Consider the following 21500-nt stretch of genomic DNA (forward strand, 5'->3'; position numbering starts at 1 on the left):
GCGGTCATTTGCTGCGCGGTCATTTGCTGCGCGGTCATTTGCTGCGCGGTCATTTGCTGCGCGGTCAGGAGCTACCAAATCATGACCTTACTTTCATGACCTCACTGTCATGACCTTATTTTCATGACCTCACTGTCATGACCCTCCTTCATGACCTCACTGTCATGACCTTACTTTCATGACCCTCCTTCATGACCTCACTGTCATGACCTTACTTTCATGACCTTCTTCCACGCCCATGTTTTTCCTGCTCGTTGAGAAAGAACTCAAGAACCTGCTGCTGAGCCCCAAGTTCGTTGCGACGTTCGGGGCCTGCACGGTGCTGATCCTGACCAGCATCTTCGCCGGCATCGTCGAATACCGCAACAGCAGCGCGCAGTATTCCGCCGCGACGGCGCTGGTCGGCCAGGAGCTGTCGGAAGCGACCTCATGGGGGCAGCTCGGCAACCGGCAGCGCGTATACCGCAAGCCGGAGGCGATGCAGATCTTCGCATCGGGGATTCACTTCGACATCGGGCGGTTTTCGGTGATCAGCTCGTGGCAGGACGTCCGTCTGCAGCAGAGCGCCTACAGCATCGAACCGATCTTCGCGGTGTTCCGGGCCATCGACTTCGTCTTCATCGTGCAGGTGGTGCTTTCGCTCCTCACTATCGTGTTCGCCTACGACCTGATCAGCGGCGAAAAGGAGTCGGGCACGCTCCGCCTGATGCTCGCGAACGCCGTGCCTCGAACCCAGTACATCGCCGCCAAGATCGCCGGGGCCTGGCTGGGGCTTATGATCCCGCTGATCATCCCCATGCTCATCGGGGTGCTCCTCCTGATGGTCTTCAACATCCCGTTCGCCGGCGACGACTGGCTCCGGCTCGGCAAGCTCACCGGCTACTCGATGCTGTATCTCACGGCCTTTCTGTGCCTGGGCGTCCTGTTTTCGACCCTCACCCACCGATCCGCCATGTCGTTTCTGACGCTCCTGGTGTTCTGGATCGCCATGGTGCTCGTCGTGCCGCGCGGCGGCATGATGATCGCATCACAGCTCGTGCAGGTACCCTCCGCCAGCGAGATCGAGAGCCGGAAGGACGGCTTTGCGCGCGAACGCCGGAGCGCGTTTTTCGAGGAGCTGTCGGAATCGTTCCAGAGCCGGGCGCGCGCCAAGGAAGGGATGAGCGAGGCGGAGCGCAAGCAATACGACGCCGATCACGAATGGGACTGGATGGTCGAGGACGACGACCGTCAGAGCCGGATGGACAACGACATCGCGGAGTACAACCGGAAGGTGGACGAGGACTTGAACAACGTGCGCGCCGTCCAGCAATCGCTCGGCTTCTCGCTGTCACGCTTCTCGCCGGCGTCGGCCTACCAGCTCGCCGCCATGCGGCTCGGACGGACGGATCTCGGCCTGAAGCGGCGCTTCACCGAATCGCTGTACGCCTACCGCACCGCGTTCACGGCCTATATCGGGCAGAAAAACCCCGGCGGGATGACCATGCGGATCGGCGGCAACGAAAAGGCGGAGCCGCTGGACCTGAGCGATTTGCCGCAGTACAGCCCGGACGCCACGATCCAGAGCGAGCAATCCCCCGCCGACCTGATCATCCTGACCCTCTACGCCTTCGGCGCGGTCGCCCTCGCCCTGGTCGCCTTCAACCGGTACGACGTGCGCTGACGGGCTCGCCGCTCAGTGCGAGGCGAAGACGGACTGGTTGCCGTTCGCGTCGAACAGGATGATGTCGTATTTGTCGGCCGCGCGGCCTTCCACTTCCATGCCCGGCGAGCCGACCGGCATGCCCGGCGCCGTGATGCCGGTCGCGTTCGGGCGATCCTGCAGCAGCTTCTTGATGTCCTCGATCGGCACGTGGCCCTCGACGATGTACCCGCCGACGACGGCCGTATGGCACGACGAAAGCCGGCCCGGAACGCCGAAACGTTCCTTGATGGACCCCATGTCCTCGATATCCTGCGTCTTGACCTCCATGCCGTTGGCGCGAAGGTATTCGACCCACTTCGAGCAACAGCCGCATGTCGGGCTCTTGTAGACCATCATGGTGGAAGCGCCTCGTCCACGAGGGCGACCTGTTTCATTTCCGTAGCGTCCTGCGAATCGGACTGGCAGCCGGCGGCCACGAGGAGGAGCAGGGCGAGCGCCGTGAGAGAAGATAGATACCGCATGCGTAGGGTTCGATGTGGGTGAAGAAAGTCTCTTAAAAATGCCCGATCCGCCAAGGCGTTCCCCGACCGTGGATCATGTTGCCGGATATCAACAAAGCCGTCCGATGCGAGGCATCGAACGGCTTTTCTGAGCGGAACACGGACTCGAACCCGCGACCTCAACCTGGCAAGGTTGCGCTCTACCAGCTGAGCTAGTTCCGCTTTGCGGACGACAACGATACGAAACGCAAACCCGGCCTGTCAAGTGAAGACTATGCGGAGCCGGTTCGTTTTGTCGATGGGGAGGTGTACCCCATCGTCCGGCTCAGGTTCCAGAAAAAAGCCCAGCCGGCCGGGCTTTTGGGGGCCGATTCGGGGGTTTGCTCGAGCTCGATCGTGTATTCGACGCTCAGCGCCTGGGCGCCGCTCGCATCCCAGAACGCCATGCCCTCCGCGTTGCGCGACAGCACCCCGAGCCGCAGGCGGGCGGCGCACCCGCGCCCCCAGGCGCGCATCCGTTCGAGCAGCGCCCCGCCCAGACCCGACCGCCGCACCGCTTCATCGACGTACAACTCGGCGATGAACAGCTCCAGCGCGTCGCCGTAAATCGGGTGACGCCAGCGCTGGCCATGCACGAACCCCACCGGCCGGCCGTCGTCAGTCGCGACGAAGAACCGGTGGAAATCGTCGACCAGCCAGACCGCCAGGTCGTTGCGCCAGCGGTGGTCCGCGTCCGCCGCCAGCACAAAGCGGGGCTCGAGCGCCATGTGCTGTTCCATGAGCGCGCGCCACATCGCGAAGAGCGCGGGCGCATCCGCGGCGAGCCTGCCGCACGTCGAAGGCCATGGGCATACTCAGGCTACAGCTTCCTTGCCGACGCGCGCCGCCTTCAGGTAGCCCTGGCGCAGCAGCAGTTCGGCGTTGAGGATGGCCCCGCCCGCGGCGCTGCGGATCGTGTTGTGCGAGAGCACGACAAACTTGACGTCGAGCACTTCGCAGGGCCGAATGCGGCCGACGGAGATCGTCATGCCGCGCCCCAGGTGCGTGCTGGCGCGACTGCGGGTAGTTCGCCTGATCGAACACCTGGAGGAAGGTTTCGGGAGCGGACGGCAGCCCGGCGACGGCCGCCGGCGTGTCGAACCCGCGGAACGCCGCGATCACGTCGTCGATCGAGGCTGTTTTGCGCAGCTTGAGCGATACGCACTCGAGGTGCCCATCCAGCACCGGGACGCGGTTGCACTGGGCGCTGATCCGGATCGACGCCGGCTCGACGCGATCCCCCTGATGCGTCCGAGCAGCTTCAGAGGCTCGATCACCATCTTCTCCTCCTCCCCCGATATAGGGAATGACGTTGCCGAGGATATCGAGCGAGGCCACCCCCGGGTAGCCGGCGCCCGAGATGGCCTGCATCGTCGTCACCTGGATGGCCTCGATGCCGAAAGCATCTTCCAGCGGCCGCAACGCGCCCACGAGCCCGACGGCGCAGTTCGGGTTGGTCACGATAAACCGCCGTGGGCGCGCCAGGGCTGGTGATCGATGAGCGCGGTATGATCCGGGTTGATCTCGGGGATCAGCAGCGGTACCCGCTCGTGCATCCGGTAATTCTTGGCATTCGAGATCACGGCATAGCCGGCTTCGGCGAAGGCGCGCTCGAGATCGCCGGCGACGGCGGCATCGAGCCCCGAGAAGACGACGTCGCACGGAATGCCCGGAAGCCGCCTCAGCACGTCCATGCGCGCGATGGCGTCCGGTATGGGCGTCGAGGAAATCCAGTTGACGGCCTCGGCGTACGGTTTGCCGGCCGAGCGCGAGGACGCGGCGAGGGCCGTACCGTGAACCAGGGATGGCCATGGAGCAGCTCGACAAACTTCTGGCCAACGGCTCCGGTGGCGCCCAGGATGCCGACAAACGAAGGGGGATTCAGGGTGTTTCATCCCGTATGGGTTGTTTGTGGGTGTGGAGGCGGGTGATGATCGTGGAAAAACGGGATCAGCGATGCGCGGCAAGCGGCAGCGCCGGCTCGTGCCCCCGGCACAGCGCCCGGTCGTGCATCCAGCGCATGACGCGCTCGTTGATGGCGTCGACCTCGATGAGGAAGGCGTCGTGGCCGTCGGACGATTCGATGATCGACAGCCCGAGTCGGGCAGGTGGGCGTGCAGTTCCTCCTGCTCGGCCAGCGGGTGCAGCAGATCCGAGGTAATGCCGATGATGAGCGCCGGCTGCTCGATGCGCGCGAGCACGTCGATACGCGCCGCGGCCGCGGGCGACATCGCGTGTCCATCAGCTGCGTCAGACGAACGTAGCAGTTGGCGTCGAAGCGCTGCGTGAGCTTTTCGCCCTGGTAGCGCAGATAACTCGATGGAAAAGGCGCCGTCCTCCCGCTCTTCGGCCATCCGCCGGCGCCCGAAACGATCCTGGAACGAGGCATGGGACCGATAGGATATCAGGGCCGCCATACGAGCCACCGAAAGGCCGGCGACGGGACCGTCCGCCGGGTCGTACCGGCCGTCGTTCCATTTGGGATCGCCATAGATGGCCTGCCGCTGCATCTCGCTCCAGCCGATGCACCAGGCCGAGTGCCGGCCGCCGACGGCGATGGGACGCATGGCGCGGACATACGGACCCAAAAACGCCCACCGAGAACCTGCATCCCCCCCATCGACCCGCCGATCACGAGCTGGACGCCCGTGACGCCGAGATCGTCCAGCAGCCGGCGATGGAGCTGCACGGTGTCGCGGATGGAAAAGATGGGGAAGCCGGCGCCATAGGCGCGCCCGGTGTCCGGATTGCCGCGTCAGCGGGGAAACCGGAACCGTAAGGCGATCCCGGCACATTGGCCGCCACGATAAAATGGCAGGCCGGGTCGAGCGCTTTGCCGGGGCCGAGCAGCCTGCCCACCAGTCGTCGATCGCCGTATTGCCGGTCAGGGCATGACACACGACGACGACGTTGTCACGGGTTTCGTTCAGCGTGCCCCAGGTCTGGTAGGCGACGGGCACTTCACGCAGGGTCGTTCCGGATTCCAGCGAGAACTCTGGCAGGATCAGCGTTTGAGGCATGCACGGTCTGGAACAAGGCGGAGCGGCCGGCTCCGCCAATGGGCGATGCTCACTCAGAAGCGCGAAGACGATGTGGGGCATAAAAACCCTCCCGTACGGTAGCGGAAGAGGCAAGCTGCAGCCAGACGCTGTCGCGTGACACTCTCTCCCGCTCATCTTCCCTCACCTGAGGTAGGACGTAGCACCTTTCCCGTTCAAATAATACTGCGAACGGACGGTTGCCAGGGTTTGCCAGGGCCTAATCCTCCACCCTTCTGGATGAGCTATCAGAGACATCGTTTCATGCCCTCTTACCATAGCCCGGCGACGCGTGTTCCCGGAGCGAGAAAAGTTGAAAGCAGGTTCGCAGCACCTAAAATGACGTATTCACGGGACCGCCGGCGGCCTATCCTTCCTACACTGTACTCTCCCGAATCAGAGAGCGGCCTGCGGATACCCGGTTTATTCTTGCCCTGGCAAGCATGCGTTGTTGACCCAAGCACCGGCGTCCGTACGGCCGCTTTCTGTCTTGTCGAAACCGATCAGCGCACCCACGTCAACACGAACGCCGGCGGGACATTGGGGAGGATGGCCGGGCTCCGGTGACAGGCGCCGAAACGCTCTTCCATGCTTCGCCGGAAACGAACGGCCGTCGGCAGCGGGTAGGCGTGTACGTACTGGAACGTGCGAAAGACGGAACCCGGTGCCATCAGGTCGTCGATGCTGGTGATGATGGCGTTGCGCACCTGCGACGCGAAGCTCGCGAACGGGAGGCTCGATATGATGAGTTTCGCCTGCCCCATGCCGGCCTCCTCGAGATGCCGCGGCGCATCTTCCGCCATGCCCTGGACGAACGAGAAATCAGGATACCGCTGCCGCAAGAGGGTGACAAACCGCCCCTCGCACTCGATGCCCAGATAACGCGCCCCGGCGGGCAGCATGCGGTGGATGTGCCGGGTAAAGGCCCCGGTGCCAGGCCCCAGTTCGAGCACAACATCCCCGGCTCCACGCAAACGTCGTCGATCATCGCGGCAGCCAGTTCGGCCGCACTGGGGACGATGGAGCCGACGCCGACCGGGTTCCGGAGAAAGGCCTTACGAAATGAACGGTGTCACTATTGATCGCCATGGAAGCTCTGGAGTCTCAACCCTCAACGCCCGAAAATCCCGTCATCGAGGCGAGGCGCGGGTGGGAGTGCCTCGTTATGTACGCCATCGCATGATCCCATAGTTGCACCGGAAGGAAGGTCTGGCGAACGAATCGGCGTATGATACGATAAACGGCGGAGTATAACACGGACGGCGGCCCGGTTAAAATCGACCGCGGCCGGCGCGCCGGATTCACGCCGGCGGCAGCATCTTCCCCGATTTAGCAACCCCGCAGGGTCCAGCGCCTGCTTGATCGTGTGCAAGACGTGCAGGGCTTCGCCGTGCTCGGCGGCCATGAATCGCGTCTTGCCGAGCCCCACGCCGTGTTCGCCCGAGCAGGTGCCGCCCAGTTCGAGCGCGTGGCGGACCAGCTGCTCGTGCAACCGCTCGATTCGGCGACTTCCTCGGGGCGCTCGGGGTCGATGAGGTACTGCAGATGAAAATTGCCGTCTCCCACGTGGCCCACGAGCGGCGCCATGAGGAAGGTGCCGGCCATATCGGCCTGGACGCGCGCGAGGCATTCGGCCAGGCGCGAGAGCGGCACGCACACGTCGGTCCTCTTGACCGCGCCCCGGGCGCAGCCCCTTCGCCGCGTAGTGCGCATTGTGCCGGGCGTGCCAGAGAGGCGCCCGCTCCCCGGCATCCGACGCCCACGTAAAATCCTCCCGCCGCCGGCGCGCACCAGCGCCTCCACCCGCCGCAGCTGGCCTTCCACCTCCTCCCGCGTCCCGCTGAACTCCATGAAGAGCGTGGGCGCCTCGGGATGCGTCAGCCCGGCGTAGGCGTTGATGCCGCGGATCATCAGGCATCCAGCAGCTCGATCCGGCCGATCGGGATGCCGGCGCGGCGCACCTTCACCACCACCCCCACCGCCCGGCGAGCGAGCCGAACGGGGCGACGGCCGCCACGACGTACGCCGGCACCGGGTAGAGCCGCAGCGTCACCTCCGTGATCACGCCGAGCGTCCCCTCGGAGCCCACGAAGAGCCGTGTCAGGTCGTATCCCGAAGCCGACTTCCGGGCGCGGCTGCCGGTCTCGATGAGCCGCCCGTCCGACAGCACCACCTGGAGGGAGATGACGTTGTCGCGCATGGTGCCGTAGCGGACCGAGCTGGTGCCGCTGGCGCGCGTGGCCGCCATGCCGCCGAGCGTCGCATCTGCGCCCGGATCCACCGGAAAAAAGAGCCCCGTTGGCGCCAGCTCGGCATTGAGCTGCTTGCGCCGCACGCCGGCCTGGACGGTGCAGTCGGCATCGTCCACATCCACCCGCAATACCCGGTTCATCCGCGACAGATCGAGGCTGACGCCGCCCCGCACCGGCAGGACATGCCCTTCCAGCGAGGTGCCGGCGCCGTAGGCGACCAGCGGCGTCTCCATCCGGGCGCAGCACCGGACGACCGCCGCCACGTCCTCCGCGTGCTCGGGGAAACAGACGACGTCCGGACGCGCCGGCAGGTAGGCCGAGTGGTCGGCACTGTGGACTTCGATATCGGCCTCGAGGCGCGATGCGCGATCGCCCAGGACCTCGGTCAGGGCCGCATGGAGCTCGTCAACGGATGCGCGTGCCATGTGAATGATGTATTAGGTGCGGTGGAAGAGGGAGCCATTTTCCGGACCTAAAGTACTCTCGCTTCATCCACCGATCAACCAGCCCCTCGCGCGAGCCGGCATCGCCGTGTCCGACCCCATCCCGCATCCCGAAATCCGCCCCACGAGCGACGGATCGCAGACGCTCTACAGCGAAACGTATCGCCAGACCTACCACTCGCTTTTCGGCGCGCGGACGGAGTCCGTCCACGTTTTTGTCGAAGCCAGCGGCGTCGCGGATGCCCTGCGCGCCGGCCGGCCCATGCGCGTGCTGGAGGTCGGGTTCGGCACCGGATTGAACTTCCTGCTCACGGCGGATCTCGCGCTGCGCTACGGCGCCCCGCTGCGTTATGTCGCCCTCGAACGCGAGCTACTGGAGAGCGAGACGTTTCGCGCCCTCGGCTACGAAACGCTCATCGAGGCCTCCCTCCTCGTCAACCGCCTCTACCGCTGGGTCTTTACGCTGCCCGGCCCCGACCTTTCCGGGTTGCTAACCTGCCGGCTGCACGATACCTTACACCTCGACCTGCTGCTGGGCGACGCCACCCGGACGCCGCTCCCGGAGCCGGCCTTCGATGCGATCTATCAGGATGCGTTCAGTCCGGACGCCAACCCCGAACTCTGGACGCCGGCGTTTTTCAGCAAGCTCTACGCCGTCCTCAAGCCGGGCGGCCGGCTGTCGACCTACTCCGCCAGCCGCGCCGTACGCGAGGCCCTGGCCGAAGCCGGCTTCGTCGTCGAAAAACGCCCGGGACCGCCCGGCAAACGCGAGATCGTCGTGGCCACGCGGCCCGCAGACCCGGAACTATGAATCCTCAACCTTCCCGCACCGCCATGCGCCTCGGCATCGCCCTCCTCCTGCTCCTCGTCGGCTGCCAGCCCGAACAGCCCGCCCCCCCGCCGGCGTCGGACTTCGTCTCCGTCTTCAACGGCGTGGACCTGACGGGATGGACGGGCGATCTGGACGGCTATGCGGTGGAAAATGGCAGCATCGTCAGCCTCAAGGACGGCGGTGGCAATATCTACATCGACCAACCGTACAGCGACTTCGTCCTGCAGTTCGAATTCAAACTCGAACCCGGAGGCAATAACGGCCTCGGGATCCGCGCCGAACGCGGCAAGGACGCGGCCTACTACGGCATGGAAATCCAGATCCTCGACGACACCGCCGAGGAATACGCCGAACTGCACGACTACCAGTACCACGGCTCAATCCACGGCGTCAGGGCCGCCGAACGCGGGCATCAGCACCCCCTCGGCGAGTGGAACCAGGAGGAAGTGACCGCCCGCGGCACGCACATCACCGTCAAGCTCAACGGCGCCACGATCGTGGACTACGACCTGGAAGCGTCGCGCGCCGGCACCGCGGACGGCAAGGAACACCCCGGACTCTTCAACCCCACCGGCTACATCGGATTTCTCGGCCACGGGCACCGCGTCGAGTTCCGCAACATCCGGATCAAGACATGGTGAGCGCCCCGCGCATCACCCTAAACGAGACAGCGTGAAGAAGCAGATCAAGGTATCGGACATCCTGGCCGGAGCGATTGGCATCCTCATCGTGCTGCCCGAGTTCGTCGACCAGCGCAACAGCATCGAGGAACGCCTCGCGGTCGCCGCCGCGCTCATGATCGGGCTCCTGCTCAGCTGGCATTTTACCCGCGGCATCCACTGGATCCTGAAATCGATCCTGTTCGCCGGCATCTGCCTGCTGAGCGCCCTCATCGCCCAACTGGCCATTCGGGCCTTCATGCCGTGATCCGCTGGGTGTCTGGCCTCGTGGCGGCGATCCTCCTCGCCGGATGCGCCGAGCCCCTCCCCGCTCCGCCGAACATCGTCCTCATCTACGCGGACGACCTCGGGTATGGCGACCTGGGGATTTTCGGGCACCCGACCATCAAGACGCCCCACCTCGATGCCCTGGCTCGTTCCGGCGTCAAGCTCTCGGCTTTCTATTCGGCGGCCCCCGTCTGCACGCCGGCCCGCGCGGCCCTGCTGACGGGGCGCTACCCCATCCGCAGCGGCATGACCGGGGTCTTTTTCCCGGAGGACACCACGGGGTTGCCGGCGTCGGAGTGGACGCTTGCCGAGGCGCTGCGCGAGCACGGATACCGCACCGCGCTGTTCGGGAAATGGCACCTCGGGTCGGCGCCCGGTTTCCGCCCGGTCGATCACGGATTCGATACGTCGTACGGTCTCCTCTACAGCAACGACATGATGCGGCCCTGGGTGGAGACCGACGTGCCGCTCCGGCTCTGGCGGGACAACGAGCCGGTGGACGAGTACCCGATCGACCAGTCGACCCTCACCCGCCGGCTGACCGACGAAGCCATCGCCTTCATCCGTGCCGCCGGTGAGACACCCTTTTTTGTCTACCTCGCGCACCCGATGCCGCACGTGCCGATCTACCGTTCGGAGGCTTTTGCCGGCGTCTCCGCCGGTGGGCGGTACGGGGATGTGGTAGAGGAAATCGACGCGTCTGTGGGTGAGATCATCGCGACGCTCGAGGCGCTGGGGTTGACGCACAACACGATCGTCCTCTTCACGAGCGACAACGGCGCGAACGTGGCCTCGTCCCGCTTTTTCACAGACGACCGCATCGTGGCGACGGATGTCGGCTCCAATGGTCCTTACCGCGGCCATAAGCGGCTCACGCTGGAGGGCGGCATGCGCGTGCCGGGCATCGTGAGCTGGCCCGGGCATCTGCCCGCCGGCGCGGTCCGCACGGGGATGGCGTCGGAGATGGATCTCTTCCCCACGCTCCTCGGCTGGGCCGGCGTCACCGCCGCGGCCCCGAACCCGCTGGACGGGCGCGACCTGCGCGCGTTCCTCGCGACCGGCGCCCCCTCGCCGCACGACGTCCTGTATTATTTTCGCGATACGCGGCTCCAGGGCGTCCGCGACGCCACCTGGAAATTCCGCTGGTGCCGGGATGCCGACAGCTGCACCGGCGAACCTGAACTGTACCACATCCAGCGCGATCCCTATGAACGGTTCAACGTGGCCGGCGAACATCCCGAACGGGTGGACTCGCTGCGGCGCCTCATGACCGCCTTCGCCACACAAACCGGTGCGCGCCTCGACCTCCCCTGACCATCGGCGCTACACAGGCGCCCCGAATGCCATGACGCGACGTGTCCTGATCCTTCTTCTTATGATCGCCGGCTGCCGGCCGGCTGCCCGCGACGCCGCCGAAACGCCGCCCAACATCGTCGTCATCTTCGCCGACGACCTCGGCTACGGCGACCTCAGCGTGTACGGCCATCCCACCATCGTCACGCCCAACCTGGACCGGCTCGCGGCGCAGGGCGTCAAGCTCACGTCGCTGTACGTGCCCTCGCCCTCGTGCAGTCCCTCGCGCATCGGGCTGCTGACGGGCAAATATCCTCCGCGCACGGGCGTCGTGCACGCCATGGGCCCGGAAGACCCGAACGGCATCAAGCCGGCGGAGGTGACGATGGCCGAAGCCCTCAAGGAACGCGGTTACCGGACGGCCGCGTTCGGGAAATGGCATCTCGGCACGGCGCCCGAGCAGATGCCCACCGCCAACGGCTTTGATGAATATTATGGGCTGCTGTACAGCAACGACATGATGCCGCCGTGGGTAAACACCCAGCGCCCCCTGCATCTCTGGCGCGGCACCGAGCCCGTCGACGAATATCCGGTCGACCAGTCGACCCTCACGCGCCGCTACACCGAGGAGGCCGTCCGGTTCATCCGGGAATCCGCCGGCCAGCCGTTTTTCCTGTATCTCCCCCACTCGATGCCGCATCTCCCCATCTTTCCGTCGACCGAATTCGCGGGGCGCTCGGCCGGCGGGAAATACGGCGATGTCGTCGAGGAAATCGACTGGTCCGTCGGGCGCGTGCTGGAGACGCTCGACGAACTCGGGCTGACGGATAACACGCTGGTCGTGTTTACGAGCGACAACGGCCCGTGGAGCAACATGCCGGCCCGGATGTACGACACCGACCTCGACGTCATCCAGCGGTGGGACGCCGGCAGCACCGGCCCGCTGCGCGGCGCCAAGGCGACCACCTGGGAAGGCGGCCACCGCGTCCCCGGCATCGTCCGTTTCCCTGGCCGCATCCCCGCCGGCGTCGTGTCTACCGAGCTGGCCACGACCCTCGATCTCTACCCCACCCTCCTCAACCTGGCCGGCGCCGCCATCCCCGCCGACCGCACCGTCGACGGGCTCGACCTCTGGCCCCTCCTCACGACGGGCGCAAAGACGCCGCACGACTACTTCTTCTACTGCTGGGGCTATTCCGTCGAAGCCGTGCGCGATGCCCGTTGGAAGCTGCGGCTCAGCGCCGGCGACGACGCCAAACCCGTCGCCGAGCTTTTCGACCTCCGGGAGGACCCCTACGAACGCTTCGACGTTTCAGCCGCGCATCCCGATGTCGTCAACCGGCTCTATGGGGTGCTCCAGGCCAAGGCCGCCGAAATCGGCGGCAACGCCCTGAGGATTAGCGAATAATGATTAGCGAGTAGTGATGTGCGATTTCGTCCCCCTTACCAATCCTTGATCGCTAATCCCTGATCGCCAATCCCTGATCGCTAATCGCTAATCCAATGATCCTCGTCCCCGAACACATCCGCGGCCTCATCTTCGACTGCGACGGCACGCTGGTCGACAGCATGCCGCTGCACTGGGAGTGCTGGCACGAGACGTTCGCCGCATTCGGCGCAACGTGCCCGCACGAATTCCTCGATGAGCTGAAAGGCGTCCCCACCGACGGCATCATCAGCCGCTACAACGCGCGGTTCGGGACGACGATCGACGTGTGGCAGTTCACCGAGGCCAAGGAAGAACGGGCCCGCGAAAAACTGCTGACCGTCAAACCCATCCCCGTCGTCACGGACGTGGTCGAACGCTACCGGGGCAAGCTCCCGATGGCCGTGGCTTCGGGAGGCCCCAACGCGACCGTGACGTTGTCGCTGCGCGTGATCGGGCTGCTGGATCGTTTCCAGACCGTCGTCACCGCCGACGACCCGGTCAAACCCAAACCCTCGCCGGACATCTTCCTCGAAGCGGCCCGCCGCCTCGGCGTCGCGCCCGAGCAGTGCCAGGTTTTCGAGGATGGAGACCTCGGCATCCAGGCCGCCCTCGAAGCCGGCATGATCGCCACCGACATCCGGGAGTACCTCTGAGGCAGAACCTCTGAGGCAGTGCCTCAGAGGTGTTCAAGGTTTGCAGGTTCCATGTTCAAGGGAGCCTGCACCTTAAAGGGATTGCCCTTGCACTCACCCATAACTCGTCCTTAGCCCTTGAACCATAAACCTTGAACCCCAGTGAACCTCTCAGCCAACACGATCCTCATCACGGGCGGCGCCACCGGCATCGGGCTGGCGCTCGCCGAACGGTTTCTCGCCGCGGGGAGCGAGGTCATCGTCTGCGGCCGGCGTGAGGAAGCGCTGGCGGAGGCGCGGAGCCGGCATCCCGGGCTGCACACGCGGGTGTGCGACGTGGCGGATCCCGATCAGCGGGCGGATCTCGCGGCGTGGGCGACATCGGCCTTCCCGAAACTGAACGTGTTGATCAACAACGCCGGCGTGCAGCAGCGCATCGATCTCAAGACCGACCCCTCCTGGGAGACCCTGGGGCGTGAAATCGCCATCAACCTCGAGGGGCCGGTGCACCTCGCGACGCTCTTCATCCCGCATCTGCTCGAGCAGGAGCAACCGGCGATCATCAACGTCACCTCCGGCCTCGCCTTCGTCCCCCTCGCCAACGTTCCGGTCTATAGCGCTACGAAGGCGGCCCTTCGCTCATTCACGCTGTCGCTGCGTCATCAGCTCGACGACACGCCGATCACGGTGATCGAACTTATCCCGCCGGCGGTCGACACCGACCTTGGGGGCAAGGGGCTCCACACGTTCGGCGCGCCGCTGGACACGTTTGCGGACGCTATCGTCGAGCAACTGGCCGCCGGCAGTCTGGAGCCGGCTTACGGCTTCGCCCTGCAGGCGCGAACCGCCTCCCGCGACGACCTCGACGTCCTCTTTCAGCGCCTGAACACGACGCGCTGAGCGCGCCGACTTCAGGGCATGATCTCCTGGGTGTACCGCACCAGGAAGAGGCCTTCCTTGATGCTCGACACCGGGATGATGCCGCTCTTGAAGTATGGATAGTTGCTCCACGAGCCGGCATAACCAGGATCGTTTTTGCCCCACGGCACGGTATCGATGTAGCCCACCTCCTTCGGAGCGACCGGGTCCGTGATGTCCATGATGCGCAGGCCGCTCACGTAGTTCGACTCGTAGAGCAGGTTGCCCCGGACGTACAGGTTGTGATCGCTCGCCTTCGTCTCCCCGATGTAGACGCCGGCCAGTACCGGATCGTCGAGCTCGGCCACGTCCCAGATCAGGGTGCGCGTCCCATCGGTGAGCCCTTCCAGTTCGTCGCCCTCGTCGTTCATGTAGAAGTAGCGGTGGTCTTCCGTCAGCCACCCCTGGTGCGCGTAGGAGACGTTCGGATAGGAAACCGTCGAGATGGGCACCGGAGCGCTTTTTTCGGTCACATCCGCGATAGACAGGGCGGATTCGTTGGAGCCGAAGCAGATCTCGCGACCGACGTACGCTTCGTCGGGCCCCTTGTACACCACGCACTGGGCGTCGTGGCTGTAGCCGCGGCCGCTGACGCTCGAGGACTGGTCGTTGAAACAGCCGGCGAACGTGGGCTTGAGCGGATCGCGGATATCGACCATGTGGAGCCCGCCCCCGCACGACGTCCCCCCGCCGTTCGCGCCGACGATAAACGCAAACCCTGTTTCCTCGTTGATCACGACGTTGTGCGCGCTCGCGACGCCGTCATAGTGCGCCGTCTCGGTGAAGGTCTGCGGCTCGGTCACGTCGCGGAGCTGCGTCAGATCGAAGATCTGCATCCCGTGCTGCCCGACGCCGTCCGCCACGATGAAGGCATGGTTGGCGTAGACCTTGGCATCACGCCAGGCGTTGGGTTTGCTGCCTTCCGGCGCCGGCAGCGTCCCCAGGTAGCGCGGGTTCGCCGGATCGCTGATGTCCACGAACGACGTGCTGAAGGAGTGCCCGATGACCACGTATTCGCGGCCGGTCTCCGAATCCGTCCATCCCCAGAGGTCGTTCACGATGTCGCCCTCGGCGCCGCCGATGTCGCCCACCGGCATGAACGAGGCGAGTTCGACGTCCGCGCAGGCAAAATCGGCGACCTTCCCGTCCTTGCACTGCATCTGGTTGCCGGTGATGGCCTTGAGTTGGCGCCCGGTATCGCCGATCGTTTGCCCGATGCTCCAGGTGTCGGTCGAGCGGTTGCGCGCCAGGACATACATCCGGCCGTTGCCGAAGTCGGACATCGGAGCGCTCGTGATGCCGAAATCGTCGCTCAGCGCGAACTGCTGCCCGAAGGAGGCGAATGCCGCCAGCTTCGCGTCACGGATCTGCTGGGCGACGGTCCAGGCGCCATCCGCGCCGGCGCGGTGGTACACGAAGATGCTGCCGGCGGCGCCGCCCGAAAGCAGCGAGCCCACCCACAACGCGTTCCCGCGCACCTGCACCGCACTCCCGAATCCGAACGAACTGGGGACGCCGATATCTAGTTTTTCCACATAGGTCGAATCCAGGCGTAGCGTGCCCGACTCCGTCCAGGCTCCGCCCTGCCGCTTGAAGGAAACGACTGCGCCCTCCGCCGGCGGTCCGCCCGCCGTGAAGCTCACGCCCGGCGCGGCGACGAAGAGTTCATCACCCGCTACCGAAAAGTCAGCCCCGAAGATGCGGAGCGTGGTGTCGCTCGGAGCGATCGTTTCTGCCGCCCCCCATCCCTGGCCGTCACGCGGATGGTACAGGATCCCCCCGGTGCCGTTGAGGCCCGGCGCGCCGACAAAAAGACCGGATGTCCCGACGCGCAGGCTGACGCCATACCCGATATGGTCGCCGGCCGCGTTGTCCATGCGATCGACCTGGCTCCAGGTACCCGAGCGGTCGGCGCGAAAGACATAGAGCGCCCCCTGGCCATCGTTGGCCTTGTGCGCGCTGGCGATCAGCGTGGCGCCGTCGAACGCGAGCGCCTGGCCTACTTCGACCTCGCCGTCGCAGTCCGCCGGCGTGACCCGGGCCGATTCGTTCCAGCCTGCGCCGGCGCGTTTGAACAGGTAGATCGCGCCGCATCCTTCGTTGGCCATGGGGGCGGAAACCGCCAGCCAGTCTCCTGAAAGCGCCATGCTGGTCCCAAACGCATCGCTCACCGTGACATCGTCGGGCGTAATCGACCCCTGTTCCTTCCAATCACCGTCTTGGCGGGTGTACGTAATCAGGGCGCCGGTCTGGTTCGGCGGCTCGGGAAACATCGTGCTCAGGCCCGAACGCGTCACGAGCAGCCGCTCGCCGTCGATCAGGAACGAGGCCCCGAAGCCGGCCATTCCCACATTTACCGGCCCATCGCTCCGCGACGTCTGGGCGTACGAGGGGGACAGGGAAGCGAGAAGCAGGCTCGCCAGAAAACCTACGGTCAGTTTCATGATGATGCGTGGGTCCGGGTAGGGCGGGTGAGGAATCGTTGCCAACATAACGCCCGCGGCCTTCGGTTCGTGTGCCGCGAAGCGAAAGAAAGTACGATTTGTAGCCCAGATAAGATACACCGCGTCCCCCGGCATCACGGGAGAGGTCGACAAAAAGACGCCGTCGCCGCACCCTGCCGTGTACGATCAGACACTGCCGGCTGCCGTTTCATGGGAGAGCCGTAGCCGATCAGGATGCCGGCGCTTCGCGCATCACGGCCTCCTCCCGACCGATTGGCGGGAAGGGAGCCAGAATCCGACTCACCGCCTCGTCGATGCGGCTGCGCGCCAGAACCGGGTCGCCGACGGCGCCGCGGGCCGAGCCGCGCCAGACCAGTTCATTGGTGCCGGCGTCGACGATGTCGATCACCAGAGTCCCCTCCTCGTAGGCATCCACATACACAAACCCCCACGCCACCGGAGGATACCGGCGGTAGCGCGGATACCGGTGATAGCGGGGATAGTAGTAGCCCCAGGTGTCGATATAGGACCGCGTGAGCTGGCGTTCGACCGATGCGTGATAGACCACGTAGAAATCCGGATCTTCATCGACCTTGTCGAACCCCTTCCCGATCAGTTCGCGTTCGATGGACTTCTTGATGGTCAGCGCCATCGAAGGGTAGCTGATGAGAGGGTCCTCGATGTGGCCGGGCGGCGCCAGCCAGTCGAACGACGCGTAGTGCGAGAAGTCCGTCTCGGCGTCGTAGTCATAGGTGATGTATTTCGTCGGCGAACAACTGACCAGGCCGGCGACGAGCAGGATGCCGAGTAGGCGTTGGATAGCGTTCATGGCGTTACCTCCGGGTATGTGGGCGCTTCAGGGATAGAGCGAGCCCTTTACACAGGATACAAGCGAGGCCGCCGCCCGACTGACGGATCGCCGCCGATATCGATGACGGGGCGGCAGGGGGATGCGTATGGGGAAATTCCGCCGGCCATGCGCAACCGGGCGCTTGGCCCTGCGTCGAGCAAGACGTACCTTGGGCTAACCCATTGCCGCGCCGCCATGAAAAAGACCTTCACCGAAAACGAGGCCCAGCGGATCTTCGCTCTCGCCGCCGAGCGGCAGCAGCGTACGGCTGAGCCCGAGCCGACGCAGCTTACCCTCGCCGATCTCGAGGAGGCCGGCCGCGCCGCCGGCATCGACGCGGCGCACATCCGCGCCGCCGCCGCCGACCTGATGCATCCGGACCGCCTGCCTGTCCTCAACGACGTCCTCGGCGTGCCGGCGGAAGTACGGGTGACTGCCGTGCTGCCCGATGTGTCGTTCGAGGATGCCTGGAGCGACGCCCTGCAGCGACTCCGTGACTACACGGGCAAAATGGGCCTCATCGAATCGACGTCGACGGGCCGGCTATGGAAAAGCGCCGCGGACGCCGTACAGGGTCCGACCCGGCTGCTCGTCGAGCAGGAGGAAACGGGGGTGCGGGTGACGATCGAATCCAATCGAACAAAGAAACTGACGGGCACGCTGATCGGAGCCGGCCTGTTCATGGCCGTGGCGCTGGGCATCGCGCTGGTAAGCGTGACGAGCGGCAACGGGGAAGAACTGTTCGTGTCGGCCCTGTTTGTATTGATCAGCCTGGCGGTGGCGGGAAGCGCGTGGTTCAAGGAACGCCGCACCGGAAGACGCGACGCGGCCAACCTGCCGCAGCTCCTGGCCGAGATCCAGCGCGCGCATCGGACGGACGGCATCGCGCCGGCGCCCCGGATCGGGCTGGAGGATGCGGAGGACGAGCGCGAGGCGTCAGGCGTGCGGGCCGGCCGGCGGGTCGCCGAGTAAGGCGTATGTCGGGGCAGCCCAGACGTAGGTCGGGTTAGGTCCCCATCAGGGACCGTAACCCGACAACAATGCGATACCGAACCAACGCGCGCCCCCAATATCCTTGCGAGGGTTTTGCCGGTTAATGACAGAGGTGGGATACGGGTGTCGGGTTACGCTGCGCTAACCCGACCTACGGCTACACTAACATGCAATGCTCAGGCCCCCAGCAACGCCTGCGAGAGCTTCATCCCCACCCACACCAGCAGCATGCCGGCGGCGACGCTTCCCGCCGCGTTGAGCAACAACAACCCCATCTGCCCCTCCCTCCACAACATCACGCTGTCGAGGCTGAACGTCGAAAACGTCGTGTACGACCCCAGGAATCCGACAAAGAGCAGGAGACGGGCCGTCTCGCCCAGAGGCAGTCTGTCCGCCAGCGGCGCGAGAAAGCCGATGAGCAGGCAACCGACGAGGTTGGCCGTCCAGGTAGCCAGCGGGGCGCGGCTTTCGACGAGGCGAATCACGGTGAGGGACGTGCCGTAGCGCGCCATCGCGCCGAGCGCTCCTCCGAGAGCGACGATCAAAAAGTTTGACATGCGTATTCGATGCAGGGTTTGACGGACACCAAAATAGACATCCGCCCGAAGAGAATCGCGTCCGATCGGTGGTTTAGCACGGCATGGTGCGATGGATATGGGATGCAAGATGCCGGCTTTCCCCAGAAAAACGGGCCTATGATCGGAGATCCTCCATCCTGTATCGGATAATCGAAACGCCTGGTGCATAACATCCCTGTGGCACTGGCCCTGCATTTTGCGATGGGCATTTTGCAATTTGCCCTTGCGCAAGCGTAACATCCCCACGCTGAACGTTGTCCCACTCGACCCTATCTACGCGATGAAACTGATTCGCTTTGGTGAACCCGGCCAGGAACGTCCTGGCGTGCTGTTGGAAGATGGCCGGATGATCGACGCCGGCGCCGTCGCCGACGACTACGACGAAGCATTCTTCGCCGGCGGCGGCCTCGACCTGCTCGATGCCTGGCTGCCCGTCCACGCCGCATCCGCCCCTACCGTCCCCGCCGGCACCCGCCTCGGCCCGCCCGTCGCGCGTCCGGGCAAGATCGTCTGCATCGGCCTCAACTATGTCGACCATGCCCGCGAGTCGGGCGCGCAGCCGCCGGCTGAACCGATCATCTTTTTTAAGGCCACCTCCGCCATCGTGGGCCCCAACGACGATCTGGTCATCCCCAAAAACAGCGAAAAGACGGACTGGGAAGTCGAACTCGCTATTGTGATCGGCAAAAAGGCCACCCACGTCAGGCGCGAGGATGCCGAAGACTACATCGCCGGCTATGTGCTCCACAACGACTACAGCGAGCGCGCCTTCCAGCTCGAACGCGGCGGGCAGTGGGTGAAAGGCAAAAGCTGCGACACGTTCGCCCCGCTCGGCCCGCACCTCACTACGAAGGACGAGATCGAACACGTAGACCGCCTCCGGATGTGGCTCAAGGTCAACGGCGAGTTCAAGCAGCAGGGCAACACGGCGGACATGATCTTTGACGTACCGACTCTCGTGAGCTACCTCAGCCAGTTCATGAGCCTGTTGCCCGGCGACATCATCTCCACCGGGACGCCGGCCGGCGTAGGGATGGGCTTCAAGCCGTCGCAGTACCTCAAACCGGGCGACGTCGTCGAACTCGGCATCGACGGCCTGGGAAGCTCTCGGCAGCGCGCCGTCGCCTACGCGGATTGACGCGGTTTCATCCTCTCAGCACGCCTTGAGCGCCCCACTATGTCGACTCCCACCAACCCGCCCACCACGCTCCTGGCCACGCTCGCGAAGCTGGGACCGGGGATGATCATCGCCGGCTCCATCGTCGGGTCCGGCGAGCTGATCGCGACGACGAAGGTCGGCGCCGAGGCCGGCTTCTGGCTGCTCTGGCTCATCATCGCCGGCTGCGTGATCAAGGTGTTCACGCAGGTCGAGATGGGGCGCTACACGATAACCTGGAGCGAAACGCCGCTCGAGGCGCTCAACAAGGTGCCGGGCCCCCGCTGGAAGGTAAACTGGGTTGTGTGGTACTGGGCGGTGATGACGCTCCTGATCATCTCGCAACAGGGCGGTATCGTAGGCGGCGTCGGCCAGGCGCTCGCGATCAGCCAGCCCCTGACCGAGCAGGGCGAAACGTACAACGACATCCAGAACGAACGCGTGCGCGCCCAGGTGGAGCTGGCGATGGGCACGGGCGACCGTGCGGCGGCCCAGGAGCGTTTCGATGCCGCCACACTGGCCGCCGGCGACCTGGCGACCCCGCGGGATGCGTATCTGTGGGCGACGATCATCGCCGTGGCCACGTCCGTCTTGATGTATTTCGGACGCTTCGGCCTGATCCAGGCGGTGTCGACCGTGCTCGTGGCGCTGTTCACCCTGATCACGGTGGTGACGCTCATCCTCCTCCAGTTCACCGACTGGGCCGTGACGGGCTCCGAGTTCGCCCGCGGACTCACCTTCTCCCTCCCGCCCGCCGGCGAGGCCGACGGCATCAACCCGATGGTGACCGCGCTCGCGGCGTTCGGGATCATCGGGATGGGCGCCGGCGAGCTGCTGATGTACCCGTACTGGTGCCTCGAAAAAGGCTACGCGCGAAGCACCGGCCGGCGGGACGACTCGCCGCAGTGGCTCGACCGCGCGAAGGGCTGGATCCACGTGCTCCAGCTCGACGCCTGGCTCTCCGCCGTCGTCTACACCTTCGCCACCGTCGCCTTCTATCTCCTCGGCGCGGCAGTGCTGTGGCGGACGGGCCTCAACCCGGCCGGCGGCGACATGGTGCGCACGCTCGCCGAAATGTACGTCCCGGTCTTCGGCTCCTGGTCGCACGGCGTCTTCCTGTTCGGCGCGTTCGCCGTGCTGTACTCGACGTTTTTCGTCGTGGCCGCCGGCTACAGCCGGCTGGTGGCGGACGGGCTCGGCCTATTCGGGCTCCACGACGGCTCCGAGGCGACCCGCATGCGCTGGACCAGATGGATCAGCTGCGTGTGGCCGTTCCTCGCGCTCGGCACCTACCTCTTCTTCCAGGCCCCGGTGGCGATGGTGCTCGCCAGCGGCGTCGCACAGGCCGTCATGCTCCCGATGCTGGGGATCGCCGCGCTGTTCTTCCGGTACCGCCGGGCCGACGAACGGCTGCTGCCGGGCAAACTCTGGGACGTGATGCTGTGGATCTCGTGCCTGGGTTTTCTGGTCGCCGGCGCCTGGTCCCTGTACAACACGCTGGCGTGACGGCG

At 65.3% G+C, this 21500-nt stretch carries 21 protein-coding genes, 1 tRNA gene, 3 pseudogenes and 1 riboswitch; of the genes and pseudogenes, 11 read left to right on the forward strand and 14 right to left on the reverse strand.

Annotated features, from left to right (window positions below; all coding sequences use genetic code 11):
* Positions 1-238 precede the first annotated feature (238 nt).
* Complete coding sequence (locus R2834_22150) at positions 239-1663, forward strand: ABC transporter permease subunit (GenBank protein MEZ4703050.1); 1425 nt, start codon at positions 239-241, stop codon at positions 1661-1663.
* Between the two features lie 12 nt (positions 1664-1675).
* Here the strand turns inward: R2834_22150 and R2834_22155 are convergent, their stop codons facing one another.
* From R2834_22155 to R2834_22205, 11 genes and pseudogenes are all read right to left on the reverse strand, one after another.
* Positions 1676-2041 carry a DUF411 domain-containing protein gene (locus R2834_22155; GenBank protein MEZ4703051.1) on the reverse strand — a complete coding sequence of 122 codons (366 nt, stop codon included), beginning with the start codon at positions 2039-2041 and terminating at the stop codon, positions 1676-1678.
* Positions 2038-2166, reverse strand: a complete 129-nt coding sequence (locus R2834_22160) for a hypothetical protein (GenBank protein MEZ4703052.1) — start codon at positions 2164-2166, stop codon at positions 2038-2040. The genes R2834_22155 and R2834_22160 overlap by 4 nt, the downstream gene beginning before the upstream one ends.
* 130 nt (positions 2167-2296) lie before the next feature.
* Positions 2297-2367 (reverse strand) — tRNA-OTHER (locus tag R2834_22165).
* A gap of 50 nt (positions 2368-2417) precedes the next feature.
* Complete coding sequence (locus R2834_22170; protein MEZ4703053.1) at positions 2418-2924, reverse strand: GNAT family N-acetyltransferase; 507 nt, start codon at positions 2922-2924, stop codon at positions 2418-2420.
* A gap of 75 nt (positions 2925-2999) precedes the next feature.
* A complete protein-coding gene (locus R2834_22175; GenBank protein MEZ4703054.1) occupies positions 3000-3173 on the reverse strand; it encodes a hypothetical protein in 174 nt (57 codons plus the stop codon).
* A 73-nt stretch (positions 3174-3246) separates the two neighbouring features.
* Positions 3247-3555: pseudogene (locus R2834_22180) on the reverse strand (Asd/ArgC dimerization domain-containing protein).
* Between the two features lie 86 nt (positions 3556-3641).
* Positions 3642-4069, reverse strand: a pseudogene (locus R2834_22185) (hypothetical protein).
* A 274-nt stretch (positions 4070-4343) separates the two neighbouring features.
* Positions 4344-5360, reverse strand: a pseudogene (locus tag R2834_22190) (alpha/beta fold hydrolase).
* Positions 5354-5469, reverse strand: a riboswitch (SAM riboswitch). Its footprint overlaps the pseudogene before it by 7 nt.
* A gap of 256 nt (positions 5470-5725) precedes the next feature.
* Entirely contained in the window at positions 5726-6175 is a 450-nt protein-coding gene (locus R2834_22195; protein ID MEZ4703055.1) for a methyltransferase domain-containing protein, read from the reverse strand.
* 376 nt (positions 6176-6551) lie between these two features.
* Positions 6552-7133, reverse strand: a complete 582-nt coding sequence (locus tag R2834_22200) for an FAD-linked oxidase C-terminal domain-containing protein (protein ID MEZ4703056.1) — start codon at positions 7131-7133, stop codon at positions 6552-6554.
* 52 nt (positions 7134-7185) lie between these two features.
* The gene (locus R2834_22205; GenBank protein ID MEZ4703057.1) at positions 7186-7899 is read right to left on the reverse strand and encodes an FAD-binding protein; all 714 of its coding nucleotides are present in this window, start codon (positions 7897-7899) and stop codon (positions 7186-7188) included.
* Between the two features lie 106 nt (positions 7900-8005).
* On the opposite strand from R2834_22205, the gene mnmD reads away from it, so the two are divergent.
* The 7 genes from mnmD (at position 8006) to R2834_22240 (ending at position 13950) form a co-directional block, all read left to right on the forward strand.
* Positions 8006-8728 carry a tRNA (5-methylaminomethyl-2-thiouridine)(34)-methyltransferase MnmD gene (gene mnmD, locus R2834_22210; protein MEZ4703058.1) on the forward strand — a complete coding sequence of 241 codons (723 nt, stop codon included), beginning with the start codon at positions 8006-8008 and terminating at the stop codon, positions 8726-8728.
* A 23-nt stretch (positions 8729-8751) separates the two neighbouring features.
* Entirely contained in the window at positions 8752-9390 is a 639-nt protein-coding gene (locus R2834_22215) for a DUF1080 domain-containing protein (GenBank protein MEZ4703059.1), read from the forward strand.
* Between the two features lie 31 nt (positions 9391-9421).
* Positions 9422-9676 carry a hypothetical protein gene (locus R2834_22220; GenBank protein MEZ4703060.1) on the forward strand — a complete coding sequence of 85 codons (255 nt, stop codon included), beginning with the start codon at positions 9422-9424 and terminating at the stop codon, positions 9674-9676.
* Positions 9673-11010 carry a sulfatase gene (locus R2834_22225; GenBank protein ID MEZ4703061.1) on the forward strand — a complete coding sequence of 446 codons (1338 nt, stop codon included), beginning with the start codon at positions 9673-9675 and terminating at the stop codon, positions 11008-11010. The genes R2834_22220 and R2834_22225 overlap by 4 nt, the downstream gene beginning before the upstream one ends.
* A 31-nt stretch (positions 11011-11041) precedes the next feature.
* On the forward strand, positions 11042-12397 hold the full coding sequence (locus tag R2834_22230; GenBank protein ID MEZ4703062.1) for a sulfatase: 1356 nt from the start codon (positions 11042-11044) through the stop codon (positions 12395-12397).
* Positions 12398-12492: 95 nt separating this feature from the next.
* A complete protein-coding gene (locus R2834_22235) occupies positions 12493-13071 on the forward strand; it encodes an HAD family phosphatase (GenBank protein MEZ4703063.1) in 579 nt (192 codons plus the stop codon).
* Between the two features lie 141 nt (positions 13072-13212).
* The gene (locus R2834_22240; protein MEZ4703064.1) at positions 13213-13950 is read left to right on the forward strand and encodes an SDR family NAD(P)-dependent oxidoreductase; all 738 of its coding nucleotides are present in this window, start codon (positions 13213-13215) and stop codon (positions 13948-13950) included.
* Positions 13951-13961: 11 nt separating this feature from the next.
* Here R2834_22240 and R2834_22245 read toward each other — a convergent pair whose 3' ends face one another.
* Together R2834_22245 and R2834_22250 are read right to left on the reverse strand one after the other, a co-directional pair.
* Positions 13962-16412 carry a choice-of-anchor B family protein gene (locus R2834_22245; protein ID MEZ4703065.1) on the reverse strand — a complete coding sequence of 817 codons (2451 nt, stop codon included), beginning with the start codon at positions 16410-16412 and terminating at the stop codon, positions 13962-13964.
* Positions 16413-16641: 229 nt separating this feature from the next.
* Positions 16642-17241: a DUF4136 domain-containing protein gene (locus R2834_22250; protein ID MEZ4703066.1), complete on the reverse strand. Its 600-nt coding sequence runs from the start codon at positions 17239-17241 to the stop codon at positions 16642-16644.
* A gap of 216 nt (positions 17242-17457) precedes the next feature.
* Here R2834_22250 and R2834_22255 point away from each other — a divergent pair, with 216 nt between their 5' ends.
* A complete protein-coding gene (locus tag R2834_22255) occupies positions 17458-18234 on the forward strand; it encodes a hypothetical protein (GenBank protein MEZ4703067.1) in 777 nt (258 codons plus the stop codon).
* A 197-nt stretch (positions 18235-18431) separates the two neighbouring features.
* On the opposite strand, the gene crcB is transcribed toward R2834_22255, so the two are convergent.
* Positions 18432-18812 (reverse strand): fluoride efflux transporter CrcB, encoded by a 381-nt coding sequence (crcB, locus tag R2834_22260; GenBank protein ID MEZ4703068.1) that lies wholly within the window; start codon positions 18810-18812, stop codon positions 18432-18434.
* 301 nt (positions 18813-19113) lie between these two features.
* On the opposite strand from crcB, the gene R2834_22265 reads away from it, so the two are divergent.
* On the forward strand, positions 19114-19971 hold the full coding sequence (locus R2834_22265) for a fumarylacetoacetate hydrolase family protein (GenBank protein MEZ4703069.1): 858 nt from the start codon (positions 19114-19116) through the stop codon (positions 19969-19971).
* 39 nt (positions 19972-20010) lie between these two features.
* A complete protein-coding gene (locus R2834_22270) occupies positions 20011-21495 on the forward strand; it encodes an Nramp family divalent metal transporter (GenBank protein ID MEZ4703070.1) in 1485 nt (494 codons plus the stop codon).
* Positions 21496-21500 lie beyond the last annotated feature (5 nt).

This window comes from Rhodothermales bacterium (assembly GCA_041391505.1).
Taxonomy (GTDB): domain Bacteria; phylum Bacteroidota; class Rhodothermia; order Rhodothermales; family JAHQVL01; genus JAWKNW01.